The sequence below is a fragment of the Gellertiella sp. DMC107 genome (assembly GCF_056313605.1).
On the sequence record NZ_JBQUZZ010000002.1, the window covers coordinates 740,943 to 755,744 of the forward strand.

At 60.5% G+C, this 14,802-nt stretch carries 16 protein-coding genes; all 16 read left to right on the forward strand.

The window, feature by feature from the left end; translation table 11 throughout:
* Positions 1 to 111: 111 nt before the first annotated feature.
* Positions 112 to 1,386: a flagellar hook protein FlgE gene (locus ACT54B_RS09005; RefSeq protein WP_476044357.1), complete on the forward strand. Its 1,275-nt coding sequence runs from the start codon at positions 112 to 114 to the stop codon at positions 1,384 to 1,386.
* 315 nt (positions 1,387 to 1,701) lie between these two features.
* Positions 1,702 to 2,997, forward strand: a complete 1,296-nt coding sequence (locus ACT54B_RS09010; RefSeq protein ID WP_476044358.1) for a flagellar hook protein FlgE — start codon at positions 1,702 to 1,704, stop codon at positions 2,995 to 2,997.
* A gap of 23 nt (positions 2,998 to 3,020) precedes the next feature.
* Positions 3,021 to 4,478, forward strand: a complete 1,458-nt coding sequence (gene flgK / locus ACT54B_RS09015; RefSeq protein WP_476044360.1) for a flagellar hook-associated protein FlgK — start codon at positions 3,021 to 3,023, stop codon at positions 4,476 to 4,478.
* A gap of 3 nt (positions 4,479 to 4,481) precedes the next feature.
* Entirely contained in the window at positions 4,482 to 5,537 is a 1,056-nt protein-coding gene (locus tag ACT54B_RS09020) for a flagellar hook-associated family protein (protein ID WP_476044361.1), read from the forward strand.
* Between the two features lie 37 nt (positions 5,538 to 5,574).
* Positions 5,575 to 5,922 (forward strand): flagellar biosynthesis regulator FlaF, encoded by a 348-nt coding sequence (flaF, locus tag ACT54B_RS09025; RefSeq protein ID WP_476044362.1) that lies wholly within the window; start codon positions 5,575 to 5,577, stop codon positions 5,920 to 5,922.
* Positions 5,919 to 6,368 (forward strand): flagellar biosynthesis repressor FlbT, encoded by a 450-nt coding sequence (gene flbT, locus ACT54B_RS09030; RefSeq protein WP_476044364.1) that lies wholly within the window; start codon positions 5,919 to 5,921, stop codon positions 6,366 to 6,368. Before flaF ends, flbT begins: the two co-directional genes overlap by 4 nt.
* Positions 6,359 to 6,772 (forward strand): flagellar hook assembly protein FlgD, encoded by a 414-nt coding sequence (gene flgD / locus ACT54B_RS09035; protein ID WP_476044365.1) that lies wholly within the window; start codon positions 6,359 to 6,361, stop codon positions 6,770 to 6,772. The genes flbT and flgD overlap by 10 nt, the downstream gene beginning before the upstream one ends.
* A gap of 50 nt (positions 6,773 to 6,822) precedes the next feature.
* The gene (gene fliQ / locus ACT54B_RS09040; RefSeq protein ID WP_476044367.1) at positions 6,823 to 7,089 is read left to right on the forward strand and encodes a flagellar biosynthesis protein FliQ; all 267 of its coding nucleotides are present in this window, start codon (positions 6,823 to 6,825) and stop codon (positions 7,087 to 7,089) included.
* Positions 7,090 to 7,211: 122 nt separating this feature from the next.
* On the forward strand, positions 7,212 to 9,296 hold the full coding sequence (gene flhA / locus ACT54B_RS09045; RefSeq protein WP_476044369.1) for a flagellar biosynthesis protein FlhA: 2,085 nt from the start codon (positions 7,212 to 7,214) through the stop codon (positions 9,294 to 9,296).
* The gene (locus ACT54B_RS09050) at positions 9,293 to 10,048 is read left to right on the forward strand and encodes a flagellar biosynthetic protein FliR (RefSeq protein ID WP_476044370.1); all 756 of its coding nucleotides are present in this window, start codon (positions 9,293 to 9,295) and stop codon (positions 10,046 to 10,048) included. Before flhA ends, ACT54B_RS09050 begins: the two co-directional genes overlap by 4 nt.
* Before the next feature lie 13 nt (positions 10,049 to 10,061).
* Positions 10,062 to 10,478, forward strand: a complete 417-nt coding sequence (locus tag ACT54B_RS09055) for a hypothetical protein (protein ID WP_476044371.1) — start codon at positions 10,062 to 10,064, stop codon at positions 10,476 to 10,478.
* A gap of 32 nt (positions 10,479 to 10,510) precedes the next feature.
* Positions 10,511 to 11,077 carry a rod-binding protein gene (locus tag ACT54B_RS09060; protein ID WP_476044372.1) on the forward strand — a complete coding sequence of 189 codons (567 nt, stop codon included), beginning with the start codon at positions 10,511 to 10,513 and terminating at the stop codon, positions 11,075 to 11,077.
* A gap of 12 nt (positions 11,078 to 11,089) precedes the next feature.
* Positions 11,090 to 11,455: a hypothetical protein gene (locus ACT54B_RS09065; protein WP_476044373.1), complete on the forward strand. Its 366-nt coding sequence runs from the start codon at positions 11,090 to 11,092 to the stop codon at positions 11,453 to 11,455.
* Positions 11,455 to 12,066: a hypothetical protein gene (locus tag ACT54B_RS09070; protein WP_476044374.1), complete on the forward strand. Its 612-nt coding sequence runs from the start codon at positions 11,455 to 11,457 to the stop codon at positions 12,064 to 12,066. The genes ACT54B_RS09065 and ACT54B_RS09070 overlap by 1 nt, the downstream gene beginning before the upstream one ends.
* Positions 12,067 to 12,278: 212 nt before the next feature.
* Positions 12,279 to 13,025 carry a WecB/TagA/CpsF family glycosyltransferase gene (locus ACT54B_RS09075; RefSeq protein ID WP_476044375.1) on the forward strand — a complete coding sequence of 249 codons (747 nt, stop codon included), beginning with the start codon at positions 12,279 to 12,281 and terminating at the stop codon, positions 13,023 to 13,025.
* Between the two features lie 115 nt (positions 13,026 to 13,140).
* Positions 13,141 to 14,760 (forward strand): GumC domain-containing protein, encoded by a 1,620-nt coding sequence (locus ACT54B_RS09080; protein WP_476044377.1) that lies wholly within the window; start codon positions 13,141 to 13,143, stop codon positions 14,758 to 14,760.
* Positions 14,761 to 14,802 lie beyond the last annotated feature (42 nt).

The following is a 14,802-nucleotide window of genomic DNA, read 5'->3' on the forward strand; positions in this document are numbered from 1 at the left end:
CCGCGGGGGTGCTTTCCGCAACTGGACGTATTTCTCGTGCCCGGACGGACGAACAGGTTCGCGCAAGCTGACATATGTAAATCTCTAAATTATAAAAAAAGGAGATTTTAAATGAGTTTGTCAGGAAGCATGAATTCTGCGGTCAGTGGCATGAATGCTCAGTCGAACCGCCTTACCGTTATCAGCGACAACGTCGCCAATTCCGATACGATTGCTTATAAGCGGGGCAAGATCAGTTTCTCGACATTCCTCACCTCCACGGGTGACAATTCCTTCCAGTCTGGCGGCGTGGAGACACGGTCCTCCCGCGACATTACCCAGCAGGGAGATCTCATAAGCTCGACGCTGAGCTCCAATATCGCCATCAACGGCCGGGGATTTTTCGTTGTCCAGGACCCGCAGGGCAACGCCTTCCTCAGCCGGGCGGGCGATTTCGATCTCGATGACAATGGCGATCTCGTGACGCCCTCGGGCTTTGCGCTGATGGGCTATTCCTACGAACAGGGTGAGCCCATCAACCAGGTCAACAGCCTGGCGGGCTTGGTGCGCGTGAACATGCGGGACGAAATGCCCCGTGCCTCGGCCACGGAAAACGTGAAGTTCAGCTCGCCGCTCGATATGCGCAAGCCGGTGGTCGATGCCGCCCGGCTGCCGCGGGCCAACACGGCGGATTCGGAATATACCCACAAGACGTCGGTCTCGACCTACGATGCCATGGGCAACGAAACCAAATACGACGTCTATTTCACGAAGAAGTCCGACCAGACCTCCAACGGCACTGAATGGGATGTCAGTATTTTCCGCGCCGACAAGGCGACGGACGGCGGATTTCCCTACACATCCCCACCCACCAACAACTCCCTGACGCTGACCTTCGATTCCGATGGAAACCTCACCGGCGACGGGGCCATGACGATCACCGATACGGTCAGCGACCCTGCAAGGGACATCAATTTCGATTTCTCCTCGATGAAGCCGCTCTCGACCGACTTCACACCGATCGAAACCAAGGTCGACGGTCACAAGCCGGTCTTCGTGACAAAGGCTTCGGTCGGCAAGGACGGTACGGTCTACGCCGTCTATTCGAATGGCACGCGCGAGCCCCGCTATCGCATTCCGCTCGCCAATGTGCCGAGTCCCAACAATCTGGAAGCGTTGAACGGCAACATCTTTTCCGCCACGCTGGAATCCGGAACGATCTTCACCGGCTTTCCGGGGGAGGGCGCCTTCGGCACGACCGAGGGCGGCAAGATCGAGAGATCCAATGTGGATCTCGCCTCCGAGCTGACGGAGATGATCCAGTCCCAGCGCACCTACACCGCCAACTCCAAGTCGTTCCAAACTGGCTCGGAGCTCCTGGATGTGCTGGTCAATCTGAAACGATGATTCACCATGAATTGAAACGCTCAAGGCATTTCAACTGAATGACGTTCATCCGGGCCGATTTTCAACATGAGGTTTGAAGACATGCGCTCCCATTTCCACGGGGAACAGACGAGACAAGGGTACCGGCATGCCGCAGGGTATCCCTTTGTAATCCCTGTTGTTTGCCGCCAGGATTCCCCCGGTTTCCGGGGGGCGTCGGCCCGGATGATTATATCAAATTTCATACATATTAGATCTAAATCACAGTTATATCATACAGCTTCACGCAAGGCCCGTCCCATAGTCTCGCCTCCATTAGGAAAGCGAGGAATTGAGATGAGCCTCTTTGGAACGATGAAGACAGCCGTTTCCGGCATGAATGCGCAGTCAAACCGGCTGGGCACGGTTGGCGACAATATCGCCAATGCCGATACGACAGCCTACAAGAAAGCCTCCGTGCAGTTCTCTTCCCTGGTTCTGCCCTCTACGGCCGGCAGCTACACCTCGGGCGGCATCAATTCGAATGTCCGCTATAGCGTTTCCGAGCAGGGCAACATCAAGTTTACGTCTTCCGGTTCGGATCTTGCCATCCGGGGCGACGGTTTCTTCGTGGTCAACAACCCGGCCGGCACGCCCTATCTCACCCGCGCCGGTTCCTTCGTGGTGGATGACAACGGCAACCTCGTGAATGCAGCCGGGTTCACCCTGCTTGGATATTCCTTCGGTTCGGGTGCTCCCGCAGCGGTCGTCAACGGCTTCGACGGTCTGGAGCCGATCAATCTCTCGACGAACACGCTGACGGCAAAGGCTTCGAAGAACGGCACCTTCGCCGCAAACCTCGATGCCCGCAAACCGGTCGTGCCGGCTGCAAACCTGCCGAGCGCCAATGCGCCGACGGCGGCCTATTCCCACAAGAGCTCGCTGGTCGCCTACAATTCCGTCGGCAGCGAAGTCCTCTACGATTTCTACTACACCAAGGTCTCCGATCCCGCAGCCGGCCCGCCGGTTGTCGGCGCCAAGTGGCAGATCACCGTCTACCGCAAGGACCAGGCCAGCGCAGGCACCGGTTTCCCCTATGCGGCTGCGCCCACCGGCAACACCGTGACGCTCGAGTTCGATGCCACGACGGGCAAGGTCACTGGCCCGACCCAGAGCATGACCTTCACCGACAATGTGGGCGTTCCCGCCCAGACGATGACGATCGACTTCTCCGGGATGTCGCAGCTGGCCTCCGACTTCACCTCCAACAAGGCAACGGTGGATGGCAACAAGGCAACGGCCGTCAAGAGCGTGTCGATCGACAAGGATGGCACGGTCTATGCCGTCTACGACGACGGCTCGCGCGACCCCCGCTATCGCATCGCGCTCGCAACGGTGCAGAGCCCCGACAATCTCATCCTGCAGAACGGCAACGTCTACAGCCAGAGCGGCGACTCTGGCGTGGTGCGCACCGGTTTCCCGGGTGAGGGCAATTTCGGCCAGACCATTTCCGGCGCGCTCGAGGATTCCAACGTCGATATGGCGTCGGAACTGACGGAAATGGTGCAGGCGCAGCGCAGCTATACGGCCAACTCCAAGGTCTTCCAGACCGGGGCGGACCTTATGGACGTGCTGATCAACCTCAAGAGATAACTGATCCAGTAAGGTAAGCTTCAATGACTCTTTCAGCGGCGTTCAATACCGTACAGACCATGTTCGGCAATCACGGCACCAAAGCGGACGTGATTACCAACAACGTGGCCAACGAGCAAAACGCTGATTATGCGCGTCGGATTGCCACGACCACGACGACTCTCTTCGGAGGCGCCTACGTCACCATCCAGCGGGCGCAGGATTACGCACTCCTGCGCCAGTCATTGAGCGCCATCAGCCAGGACAGCGCCCAGCAGGCGCTGACCACCGGCCTGAAAGGTGTCAGCGACATCTACGGCGGAAACGAACAGTCCTTTGCGCCGAGCACCTACCTCAACAATCTCTACAAGAGCCTTTCGGATTACGCAGCGAAGCCGTCGGATACGACACTCGCGGCGGCCGCCATCAGCAAGGCCCAGGATGTCGCCCGTTCGCTGAACGATGCGACCAGCCAGATCCAGCAGATTCGCGCCGATGCGGACAAGGAGATCCAGCTCAGCGTCACCAAGCTGAACGAACTGCTGCAGCAGTTCCAGGTCGCCAACGACGCGGTCAAGTCGTCGACTGCCGCCGGCGCCGATCCGAACAATGCGATGGATGTGCGCGAAGGGCTTTTGAAGCAGATCTCGCAGATCGTCGGCGTGAATGTCCTTCGCCGCGAACCGAACGACATGGTGCTCTACACCAATGAAGGCACCACGCTCTTCGAGGCCTCGCCGCGCAGCGTGACCTTCACCCCCACGCTCGCCTATGGTCCGACAACCGTCGGCAGCGGCATCAAGATCGATGGCGTTCCCGTCCAGACGGGAAGCGGATCCGACACGACGGCCCGTGGCAAGCTCGCAGCCCTGCTTCAGGTGCGCGACCAGATCACGCCGACCTTCCAGAAGCAGCTCGACGAAGTCGCCCGCGGCCTGGTGCAGGTCTTCGCCGAGACCGACAGCGGTCCGCCGGCCTTGGTCATGGGCGGCCTGTTCACCTACGGTACCGGCACGGTACCTCCGGGCGGAACCATCGTTCCGGGCCTCGCTTCGCTGATCGTGGTCAATCCGGCGGTCGTACCCGCCCTCGGTGGCACGCCCAGCAAGTTGCGGGACGGGTCGATCAACGGCCCGGGCTTCAACAAGAATACCGGCAACAATGCAAGCTTCGCGACCGTGCTGCAGGGCTACACGACCGGGCTGAACACGCCGATGACATTCGACGGCACGGCCCAGCTCGATACAAACGCATCGCTTCTCTCCTATTCGACGAAGTCGATCGGATGGCTCGAAGCCCAGCGAAGCTCTGCCGATATCGCCGCCACCAACAAGGAAGCCCTGAAGACGCACGCCACCGACGCCTATTCCAACGCGACCGGCGTGACGCTCGACGAAGAAATGGCGCTCTCGCTCGACTTGCAGCAATCCTTCAAGGCGACATCGCAGATCCTCAACGCAATCGATGAAATGCTCCAATCCCTCCTGAACGCAGTAGGCTAAGTCATGACGACGATGAAGATTTCCAGCTTGTCTCTGCAAAATTCGCTTCGATACATGGCGATGCAGACACAGTCCGACCTCAATCAGGCCCGGCGTGAAGTCACAACCGGCACATTCGACGACTATGGTCTGTCGCTCGGTGCGCACATCACCCGCAGCGTGGATCTGAGCGGGGAATTGGCCCGGCTGGAGAATCTCAAGGATACGAATTCCATCGTCACCCAGCGCCTGGAGGCGTCTCAGGAGTCCCTGAACCAGGTTGCCAAGAATGCCCAGACCATCCTGAACTCGCTCGTCTCCCTGTCCGGAAACGTCGATTCCCAGAGCGTGAAGACCACGACGGAGACGATCCGCAGTTCGTTTACGGCCATCACCAGTGCGGCCAACATGTCGCTCAACGGCGAATACCTGTTCTCCGGCATCAATTCCGACGTGAAGCCGCTGACGGACTATACCGATCCGGCCTCTCCGGCAAAGGTGGCCTATGACGGGGCGATCGCCACCTTCCTTGCCGCCCAGGCCCCGCCGCTCGCCAGCGCCGACCAGATGAGCGCAGCGCAGATGACGGATTTCATCGACAACACGCTGAAGCCGATGTTCAACGGCACCGACTGGACGACCAACTGGTCGAGCGCCACGGACCAGAACATGACGACGCGGGTGAACCGCAACGAGATCATCGAGACCTCGAGCAATACCAATTCCAGCGGGATGCGCCAGATCGCGCTTGCCATGGTCATCTCGACCGAGCTTCTGAGCAAGAACCTGTCGACCTCCGCGCGCCAGGTGGCGTCCAAGTCCGCCATCGATGCGATCGGGCAGGGCATCGCCGGAATCGATCTCCAGCGCGGTCAGCTGGGCCTGTCGCAAGCGCGGGTCAAGGAAGCTGATGCAAATCTGGATGCCCAGCGAACCATTATCGAAACCCACATTTCAGATCTGGTGAGCGTGGACCCCTATGAAGCCTCCACCCGGGTGAAGAACCTGGAGACGCTGCTTCAGACGGCCTATTCGCTTACCGCAAAGATTCACCAGCTGAGCCTCGTGAACTTCCTCTGATGATTTGAGGAACAACGTGAACATGAAGGATGCATGAATGTATCAGTTTTCATATGCCGAAATCATGGAAGACGGCGTCGCCGACGCCAAGGATCGTGAACGGCAGGTACTCACCCGTTCCATAGAATTGCTCGAGGCAGCACGCAATGTCGGCGGTTACTCGCGGGAAGCCATCGATGCACTTTTCTACACACGGCGGATCTGGATCCGGTTCATCGAGGACTTGAAGCAACCGGAAAACCAGCTCGACGTGGAGCTGAGGGCCAACCTCATCTCAATCGCCATCTGGATCTTGAAAGAATGCGACCGGATCAGACGCCGGGAGTCGGACAATTTCCAGGGAATTATCGACATAACAACCATCATCAGGGATGGACTTAAATGAAAAGCACTCTGCGCATCTCTCTCAAATCCGGCGAACGCATCTTCATCAACGGTGCCGTGCTCCGCGTCGACCGCAAGGTGGCGCTGGAATTCCTGAATGACGTAACCTTCCTTCTCGAGAACCATGTTCTCCAGCCGGAAGACGCCAACACGCCTCTGCGCCAGCTCTATTTCATCGCGCAGATGATGCTCATCAACCCCGAAGGGGCCGAGCAGTCCATGGCCATGTTCCGCAAGTCGGTCATCATGCTGCTGAACTGCTTCAAGAACGAAGAGGTTCTGGCCGAGCTGAAGCGCATCGACGGTCTGGTCACGTCCGGCCGCGCCTTCGACGCCCTGAAGGCCATTCGCGGTCTGTACCCGATCGAGGACCAGATCCTGAACAATCAGGAAATGAGCCCGGCAACGATCGAGGAAATTCGACGGGAGATTGCGCCATGGCGGTAAGTCCGGTCAACGGCGTAACCCAGAGCGCAGCCAATAACAGCAGCGCTGCATCGGCCCAGGCAGGCGCATCGCTCAACTATAATGCGTTCCTGAAGTTGCTGATCGCACAGGTCAAGGCGCAGGATCCGACCGATCCCATGAAGGCTTCGGAGCAGATTGCCCAGCTTGCCACGTTCAGCCAGGTCGAGCAGTCGATCAAGATGAACAGCAACCTGGAAAGCCTGATCCAGGCGCAGGGTATCGGTCAGGCCAGCTCCCTGATCGGCAAGACGGTCACCAGTTCCGATGGCGCCACGACAGGCGTCGTGAAAGAAGTCAGGATTGCCTCCGACGGCGTGGTTGCGACCACCGCTGACGGCAAGGAAATCCGGATCGAATCAGGTATAAAGGTCAAGGGCTCCTGAAGTCCTTGAAGGCCGCCGCACGGTGGCTCCCCCGGAGAAGGCATGATGCCATGAATGAAGCCGATGCGCTCGATATTGTCCAGGCTGCGGTCTGGACCGTACTCGTCTCCGCGGGACCCGCAGTGGGGGCCGCCATGGCTGTGGGGCTTGTGATCGCCCTCATCCAGGCGCTCACCCAGGTGCAGGAAGTGACGCTCACTTTCGTGCCGAAAATCGTCGCGGTCATGATTACCGTCGGCATCTCCGCGCCTTTCGTGGGCGGACAGATTTCCCTTTTCACGAATATGGTCTTCTCGCGCGTGCAGTCCGGCTTCTGACGCCCGGATTGCGTCGAAACCCATCCTCGCACAAGCTTCGCAAGGTAGCTGATAGTCGACTGGGATGTGTGCGCTGGTTCTGCCGGCCGCCCATCCGCCTCTCATGAAGAGATGGAAACGACATGGCGCAGCCTCCTGCAATACCCCTGCTGAAATCACCCAACAGCCGCGACATCGGCTTTGCCCTCGGCATCGTCTGCATTCTGTGCATTCTGTTCCTGCCGATTCCGGCCTTCCTGATCGATATGGGGCTTGCCTTCTCGATCGCCCTGTCGGTGCTGATCCTGATGGTATCCCTCTGGATCCAGCGGCCTCTCGACTTCTCGTCCTTCCCGACCGTCCTCCTGATCGCCACGATGATCCGCCTTGCGCTGAACATTGCGACGACCCGTGTGATTCTCTCCCATGGCAACGAGGGGCACGGCGCGGCCGGCCATGTGATCGCGGGCTTCTCCTCGCTGGTCATGTCCGGCGACTTCGTCATCGGTCTGATCGTTTTCATGATCCTGGTGACGGTCAACTTCATCGTGATCACCAAGGGCGCGACCCGTATCGCGGAAGTGGGCGCCCGCTTCACCCTCGACGCGATCCCCGGCAAGCAGATGTCGATCGACGCCGATCTTTCGGCCGGCATCATCGACGAGAAGGAAGCGCAGCGCCGCCGCCGCGAACTGGAGGAGGAAAGCTCCTTCTTCGGGGCGATGGACGGTGCCTCCAAGTTCGTCCGCGGTGACGCGGTCGCCGGCCTTCTCATCACGGCCATCAACGTTTTCGGCGGTATCGTCATCGGCTATTTCCGCCATGGCATGCAGATCGGCGAAGCGGCAGACGTCTTCGTGAAGCTCTCCGTCGGTGACGGTATCGTGTCGCAGGTGCCGGCGCTGATCGTTTCGCTCGCGGCCGGCCTGCTCGTGTCGCGCACCGGCACGCCGGGTTCGACCGACCAGGCCGTGGTCAGCCAGTTGTCCGGCTACCCGCGCGCTCTGTCCGTTTCCGCCGGTCTGATGATCCTCCTCTCGATCGTTCCGGGTCTTCCGGCCATTCCCTTCGCCACGCTGGGTGGCTTGCTGGGCTTTGCCAGCTGGTACATTCCCAAGCAGATCGAAGCGGACAACAAGCTGCGGCGGGAACAGGAAGAAAAGAAGGTCATCCAGACCAAGGAGCAGGAAAAGGACTCGGTCAAATCCGTACTCAAGACGGCGGAAATCGAGCTGGCGCTGGGCAAGCAGGTTTCCACCCGTCTGCTCGGAGCCCATCAGGAGCTGGCGTTCCGCGTCGGCAAGATGCGCAAGAAATTCGCCAGCCAGTACGGTTTCGTGGTGCCGGAAATCAAGGTCACCGACGATATTGCGATCCCCGAAAAATCCTACCAGATCCGCATCCACGGCACGACGATTGCGTCGAACATGCTGCGGGTCGGCGAAGTTCTCGTGGTGACCGGATCGGGTCGCCGGCCATCGGTGCCGGGGGACGAAATTCGCGAACCCGCCTTCGGCATGCCGGCGGTGTCCATCCTCGAGGCCTTTGCGGAAGATCTGAAGCGCGAAGGGTTCCACCCGATCGACAACGTCTCCGTGGTGCTCACCCATGTGAGCGAGGTGATCCGCAACAACCTGCCGCAGCTGCTTTCCTACAAGGACGTGAAGATCCTCATCGATCGCCTCGATCCGGAATACAAGAAACTCGCCGACGAAATCTGCTCGTCCCACATGTCCTATTCGGGCCTGCAGGCGGTGCTCAAGCTGCTCCTGGCCGAGCGCGTCTCGATCCGCAACCTGCACCTCATCCTGGAAGCGGTGGCGGAACTGGCTCCGCACGTCCGCAAGACCGAGCAGATCGTCGAACATGTGCGCGTGCGCATGGCGCAGCAGCTGTGCGGGGATCTTGCCGACAACGGTGTGCTGCGCGTGCTGCGTCTCGGCAGCAAGTGGGATCTCGTCTTCCACCAGGCCCTCAAGCGGGATGCCAAGGGCGAAGTGGTCGAATTCGACATCGATCCGCGCAGTCTGGAGGAGTTTTCCGAGCAGGCCACCAAGGTTATCCGTGAATTCATGGACCGCGGACTGCCTTTCGTGCTTGTCACGTCGCCCGAAACACGGTCCTATGTACGCATGATCATCGAACGTCTGTTCGCGACCCTGCCGGTCCTCTCCCATGTGGAATTGGCCAAGGGGATAGAAATCAAGATACTGGGTTCCATTTCATGATAACCGACCCCCAGGGGACCATTCTTGCCCTGTTCCTCGCCTTTTGCCGCGTGGGCGGGTGCATGATGGTCCTGCCGGGGTTTTCCTCTGCGCGCGTGCCGCCGCTGGTCCGCCTCTTCGCGTCGCTCGGCCTGACCATGGCGCTGTTGCCGATGTTGTGGGACATCATCTATCCGAAGGTCTCGGGCGGGAGCCAGATCGCCTATATCACGCTCATTCTCTCGGAAAGCGCAATCGGGGTCATGTATGGCATGATCGCGCGCTTCTTCACCCTGGGGCTCCAGTTCACCGGTACGGTCCTGACCCAGATGATCGGCTTCAACGCGCCGCCGGCGCCCGACATCCTGGAAGACGTGGCCGAAAACCAGTTGACGAACCTGATCAGCTTCGGCGGGTTGATGGTGCTCTTCGCCATGGATTTCCATCACATGGTCTTCCGCGCCCTGATGGAGTCCTATATCCAGCTTCCCGTCGGCGGTGACATGCATGTGCAAAAGCTGCTGATTTCGCTGACGGATACGGCCCGCGCCACCACGCTGATCATGTTGCGTCTGGCCAGTCCGTTCATCCTTTACGGGCTGATTTTCAACATTTCGATCGGCATGATCAACAAGCTCGCCCAGCAGATCCCGATCTACTTCATCTCGACGCCCTATCTGATCGCCGGCGGCATGTTCATGCTTTATTTGTCCATCGCCGCCATGCTGAAGCAGTTCGCCGACGCGTTCCCGTCGATCTTCCTCGGACTTTAGGAGGCCGCTTGCGATGCCGCCGATTACCCGTTCGGAAAAACTGAAGCGCCTTGTGGCCGTGCAGCGGCATCTGGAAAAGATCGCCGAAAGCGATCTGGCCGCGACCACCCGTCAACGGCAGGAAGTCAACCAGACCATGGACGTGGTCATGGATGCCATTGGCTCGCTGAGCGATCTGCACCGCATGTTCGCCCAGAATTATGCGGGGCGCTTCAGCCGGCTTTCCATCCAGGATGCCCAGTTGGCCGGCATGCAGAATCTGCATGAACGCCGGGTGCTCAAGGAGCGGACCAAGGCCGAGCGCCTGGAAGAGCACATGGTCGACGCGCGCGCCGACGAGCAGCGCGAAAGTGACGACAATGCGATTTACGATCTGATCGATCTCAGCGTGGCCGCCACGACAGCCTCCAGCAAGGTTCAAAAGACATAGTTCTTCTCAACAGGCATTGAGAGGACTTTGCATTGGCTATTTCACCTCCAAGTGATTTGGTGCTCGACGTCGTACGCGCTGCCGATCCGCAGCAGGTTCAGGAAGCGCAGGCTAAGCTCAAGGCCAACCGGGCCGCTTTCCGCGCCACGAGCCTTGCGGATGCGGGGGCCGGCTTCGGTGCATCGCTCGATCAGGTCAGCAGCGCTGCTTTCGATGCGGGCCTTTCCAACGTCCGCCATACCCAGGTCAACCCGGCCGACGTGCCGAAGGCCTACCGCGAATATGAGGCGGTCTTCCTGCAGAATTTCACCAAGTCGATGTTGCCGGATAGCGAAGATGTCTACGGCAAGGGCGTTGCCGGCGACATGTGGAAGAGCATGGCTGCGGAACAGATCGGCTCCGCGCTCGCCCAGGGCCGTGGCATGGGAATAGCCGAGCAGATGTTCGCCCAGGCCGTGGCGCGGCAGCAGGCCCATGGCACGCTGAATGCCGTGACGGACGAAAACGACCGTCAGGCCGCCCTGAGTGCCGTCCGGGACCTGGAGCGCCGCACCTTTGGTCTCTCTTCGACCGACACCGACAAATCCAGCAAAGCATGAATGGAATAGACAATGGAAGTTCTCAACAGCGACTACAGGATCAAATCGGTGCTGGGCCGTCTTGAGCTCATCATCGACAACGAGAACGAGCGGATCGGCAAGGATCCCCAGTTCGATCTGAAGGTATCCAACGCCCACAAGAGCCGTTGCCTGTACGAACTGACCATGCTTTTCCGGGATACGGACCAGCATGATATTGCCCGTTCCTACATGAAGCAGATGCATGACCTGCGCCAGAAGCTGGCCACCAATGCAACGCGCGTCCAGGCTCATCTCGAAGCGGTCCGCGCCGTTGCCGATATCCTGAAGACCGCCATGCAGGATGAGGATGCCGACGGCACCTATTCCCAAGAACAGTTCCGCTACGGGGAAGCCTGATGTTGAAGGTTGTGGCCGCGGGTATCTGGGTGTGCATCGTAGCGCTCGGCGCGGTCTATTTTTCCGTGCAGATGGGCACTGCGCCACCGGTCGATGAGGCCGCTGCCAAGAAGGCGGCGCTTGAGGTGGTCAAGGGCGAGTCGATCACCGTGCCGCTTCTGAAAGATGGAAACGTGACCGGTTACTTCATCGGCCGGATTTCCTTCATGATGGACAAGCAGAAGCTGAACGGCGGCGAGCCGCCCATCACCGAATACATGACCGACGAGCTGTTTTCGCTCCTTGTCGGTAACAGCATGATCGACATTTCCGATCCGAAGGCCTTCAAGCTGGAAGACTTCAAGAAGATGGTCAAGGATGACCTCAACAAGCGACTGGGCGCGGATATCATCGCCGATGTGCTTGTGGAGCAGCTCGACTATCTCTCGAAGGACGACATCCGGATCGGCCAGTCGGGCGGCAAGGCAAAGCCCCCGCAGCAGATCGTGACACCCGAGAAGCTTCCTGCCGCGGAAGGCAGTGCCGAAGGCGGTGCTGCCGGAGGCGAGGCTGCGGCGGGCGGTGAGGCAAAGGCCGCGCCCGAAGGCGAGGCCGCCGCGAAGACCGAATAGCGCTTCCCGAACCCGATCCCCTTATACGCAAGGGCGGGGCCGAAAGGTCCCGCCCTTGCGCTGTTGTAGGGTTAACAGCCTCTTGATGAAAAGCTTCAATTGCAGGTCGCATCGCTAAACGGATTTTCATTTATACTTGATAGATATTCCCCAATAACAACGCATCGATGGAACCCTGATCCTGCCGGTGCGACAAGAAACGGGGTACCGACATGGCGCATGCGCTCGATTTCATTCCGCAGATGGCTCAGAAGCGGCCGGCTTCCCGCTCGCTCAAGGCAAGCGTTCGTCAGGTCTTCGGCCTGGCGGTCTGCGACATGCCCTGGGATCAGGCGCTGAACCATGTGCATGGCCGGATCGGCCGTTCGGGTGCTCCCACGGTCGTCTCGTTCCTCAATGCAGAAAAGTTGGACACCCTGTCAGCGGATCCCGCCTTTCGTGCGGCGCTCTCCGGTCATCTCCTGCTGCCGGAAGGCGAGGGGATTGCCCTTGCGGCCCGCATGCTGACCGGCGAACGCTTCCAGGCCGATCTCGATGCCCGGGATTTCATTCCCGCCCTGATGACCCATGTGGCGGAACCGTTGCGGGTGGGGGTGATCGGTCAGGCTGGGCCCGCGCTCGAAGCGGCTGTTGCCCGTCTGCGCAAGCATGTTCCATGGCACACCTATATCGGGCTCACCCCGGACCGTTTCGATGCTGATCTTCCGGTCGAACGGATGGGCGAAACCCGCTTCGATGTGCTGATCGTGGCGCTGGAGACACCGCATCGGGAAGTGTGGGTCGAACGGCATATCGGCGCGGAAGAGGCCTCTCTGGTTCTCATCAGTGACCGGATTGTCGATGCGCTGTCCGATGAGAGCGGCCGCGCGGGGAAGGCGCGGCTTGGCAAGCTTCTGGCATTGCCATCCCTCCTGTCGAAGATCGGCCGCGAGTGGCTGAGAACGGGCCGCCGCTCCTGACGAGCGGTTTCTTCGCCGGTACTTGTCTTTCATAATTAAGGCTCGGTTAACCATACGCCTTTAGCCTGCAAGGACTGGAGTTCCGTCTCGGGGGCTCTTGCAGGGAACTGGCGTCATGCGTTCGAACACGACAAAACCGGCTGGGGAAAGCCCCGCGTCGCTGCCCGTGGCCGGTCAGGCTGCGCGCTTCGGACGCTCCGCTTTGCTCGTCGCGCTGCTCGCCACCTGCGGTGCGCTCCTGCCGGTCTATCTCCAGATGCAGACGACCGCCGCCACCATGGCGTCCGTCACGCTGTCGGTCCGCGACATGGCGGGCAATCCTCTGCCGGCCACGCTTGCACGCTCCCTGAAAACGATTGCCAGCGAGGAATCCCTCGGCCGGGCGGTGGATTTGCTGGGGCTCGAACGTGACCAGGAGTTTGCCGGCGCCGAGGCCAGCTGGTTGAGCGTCGGTTTCGAAATCCTGTCCGGTCCTGAAGACGGCGCCACAGATCCGAGGCATCGCGCCATTCGCACGCTTTCCCGCCATGTGGCGATCGAGCCGCAGCCGGATGGAAAGAATGCCCGATTGCATGTCACGGCCTCCACATCCGAAAAGGCGGTCAGGATCGCGGAGGCGCTGGCGACCGTCTATTCGGCGGCCACCGAGATCACCGGGGCGGTGCCCGAACGGGACCAGCTTGCCGATGTGGAGCGGGCGGAGACCGCATTGGCCGAATTCCGCACCGCCGTTGGCGGTGACAAGTTGACCGCTGTCCTGATCAAGCGAAGCCGCCTCAAGGGGTTGGACGACCATCGGACCCGCATGACTGCGGACGAAGGCTCGGCTGCCGATCTCAAGGACGCGACCGTCAACGACATTATTTCCGGCAGGCTCGGCGCGGCTGTTGCCGATGACCAGCTGACCTCTCTGGGCAAAGCCTATACCGACGCCTCCATGCAGCTTTCGGCCCTGTCGGTTTCCCTGGGGCCTAAACATCCCCGGCTTCAGCAGGCGCAGGTGGAAGTGGAAAAGGCGCGTGCTGCCCTGCAAGACCGACTGAAGCGCCTCAAGGCGCGCAGTGCCGAGCAGGCAAAATCGGCCCAGCAGATGCTGGCGAACCTGGACGCCCAGCGCAAGGCGCTTCAGGGCGAGATCGCCGCAAGCGGCGTCGATCTTTCACGCTATGATCAACTGATTACCGCGGTGGAGGCGGCGCGAGACCGCGCCCGCGAACCGGCCGCGGCGGAAAAGGCACACCTGCCGATCTTCGATGCCTCTGCCCCGGATACCGTTGAGCCCAAGACCGGCTCCGTTTCCTTCCTGCAGATTCTGAGCGGCGGACTGGCAGGCCTCGGTGCGGCCCTGGCCTTCATCTTTGCGCGCCGGGACCATGCACGGCGTCCCGGCGGCACGAACAAGCCGGCAACTGACAAGCCGCACATGGGCGCGCCGGTCGGGCAGCGCCAGGAGCCCGTCTCGCGCCGTACCGACAGGGCGGATACGCCCAAGCCCGTTGAGCGCAGCCATGCACCGGCGAACCGGCCGGTGCCTCATCTGGTGGACCTGGGGGCCGGTGCTCCGCCGGCGCCGCCGACCAACGCCGCCGACGCCTTGCCAACCGTGGAAAAGCTCCGCAGGGTCGCCCCGCTTCTCTTCGAAGAGGAAAGGGACGAGCAGGAGGTCGAGCGCTTGCGCGAAGAGCTCGCCGAGCTGCGTCGCCGTGTTCTGGTTACGGCAGGCCGGCGTATTTGACATTTCCCGCCGGACGGTAGATGAGCATGTCGGCATAATTAA

Bases quoted from the DNA above. Each gene is read 5' to 3' on its own strand.
- ACT54B_RS09055 (WP_476044371.1), top strand. From the start codon at position 10,062: ATGCCGCCGATTACCCGTTCGGAAAAACTGAAGCGCCTTGTGGCCGTG.
- ACT54B_RS09070 (WP_476044374.1), top strand. From the start codon at position 11,455: ATGTTGAAGGTTGTGGCCGCGGGTATCTGGGTGTGCATCGTAGCGCTC.
- fliQ (WP_476044367.1), top strand. From the start codon at position 6,823: ATGAATGAAGCCGATGCGCTCGATATTGTCCAGGCTGCGGTCTGGACC.
- ACT54B_RS09010 (WP_476044358.1), top strand. From the start codon at position 1,702: ATGAGCCTCTTTGGAACGATGAAGACAGCCGTTTCCGGCATGAATGCG.
- ACT54B_RS09075 (WP_476044375.1), top strand. From the start codon at position 12,279: ATGGCGCATGCGCTCGATTTCATTCCGCAGATGGCTCAGAAGCGGCCG.
- ACT54B_RS09005 (WP_476044357.1), top strand. From the start codon at position 112: ATGAGTTTGTCAGGAAGCATGAATTCTGCGGTCAGTGGCATGAATGCT.
- ACT54B_RS09050 (WP_476044370.1), top strand. From the start codon at position 9,293: ATGATAACCGACCCCCAGGGGACCATTCTTGCCCTGTTCCTCGCCTTT.
- ACT54B_RS09065 (WP_476044373.1), top strand. From the start codon at position 11,090: ATGGAAGTTCTCAACAGCGACTACAGGATCAAATCGGTGCTGGGCCGT.
- flgD (WP_476044365.1), top strand. From the start codon at position 6,359: ATGGCGGTAAGTCCGGTCAACGGCGTAACCCAGAGCGCAGCCAATAAC.
- flaF (WP_476044362.1), top strand. From the start codon at position 5,575: ATGTATCAGTTTTCATATGCCGAAATCATGGAAGACGGCGTCGCCGAC.
- flhA (WP_476044369.1), top strand. From the start codon at position 7,212: ATGGCGCAGCCTCCTGCAATACCCCTGCTGAAATCACCCAACAGCCGC.
- ACT54B_RS09020 (WP_476044361.1), top strand. From the start codon at position 4,482: ATGACGACGATGAAGATTTCCAGCTTGTCTCTGCAAAATTCGCTTCGA.
- flbT (WP_476044364.1), top strand. From the start codon at position 5,919: ATGAAAAGCACTCTGCGCATCTCTCTCAAATCCGGCGAACGCATCTTC.
- flgK (WP_476044360.1), top strand. From the start codon at position 3,021: ATGACTCTTTCAGCGGCGTTCAATACCGTACAGACCATGTTCGGCAAT.
- ACT54B_RS09080 (WP_476044377.1), top strand. From the start codon at position 13,141: ATGCGTTCGAACACGACAAAACCGGCTGGGGAAAGCCCCGCGTCGCTG.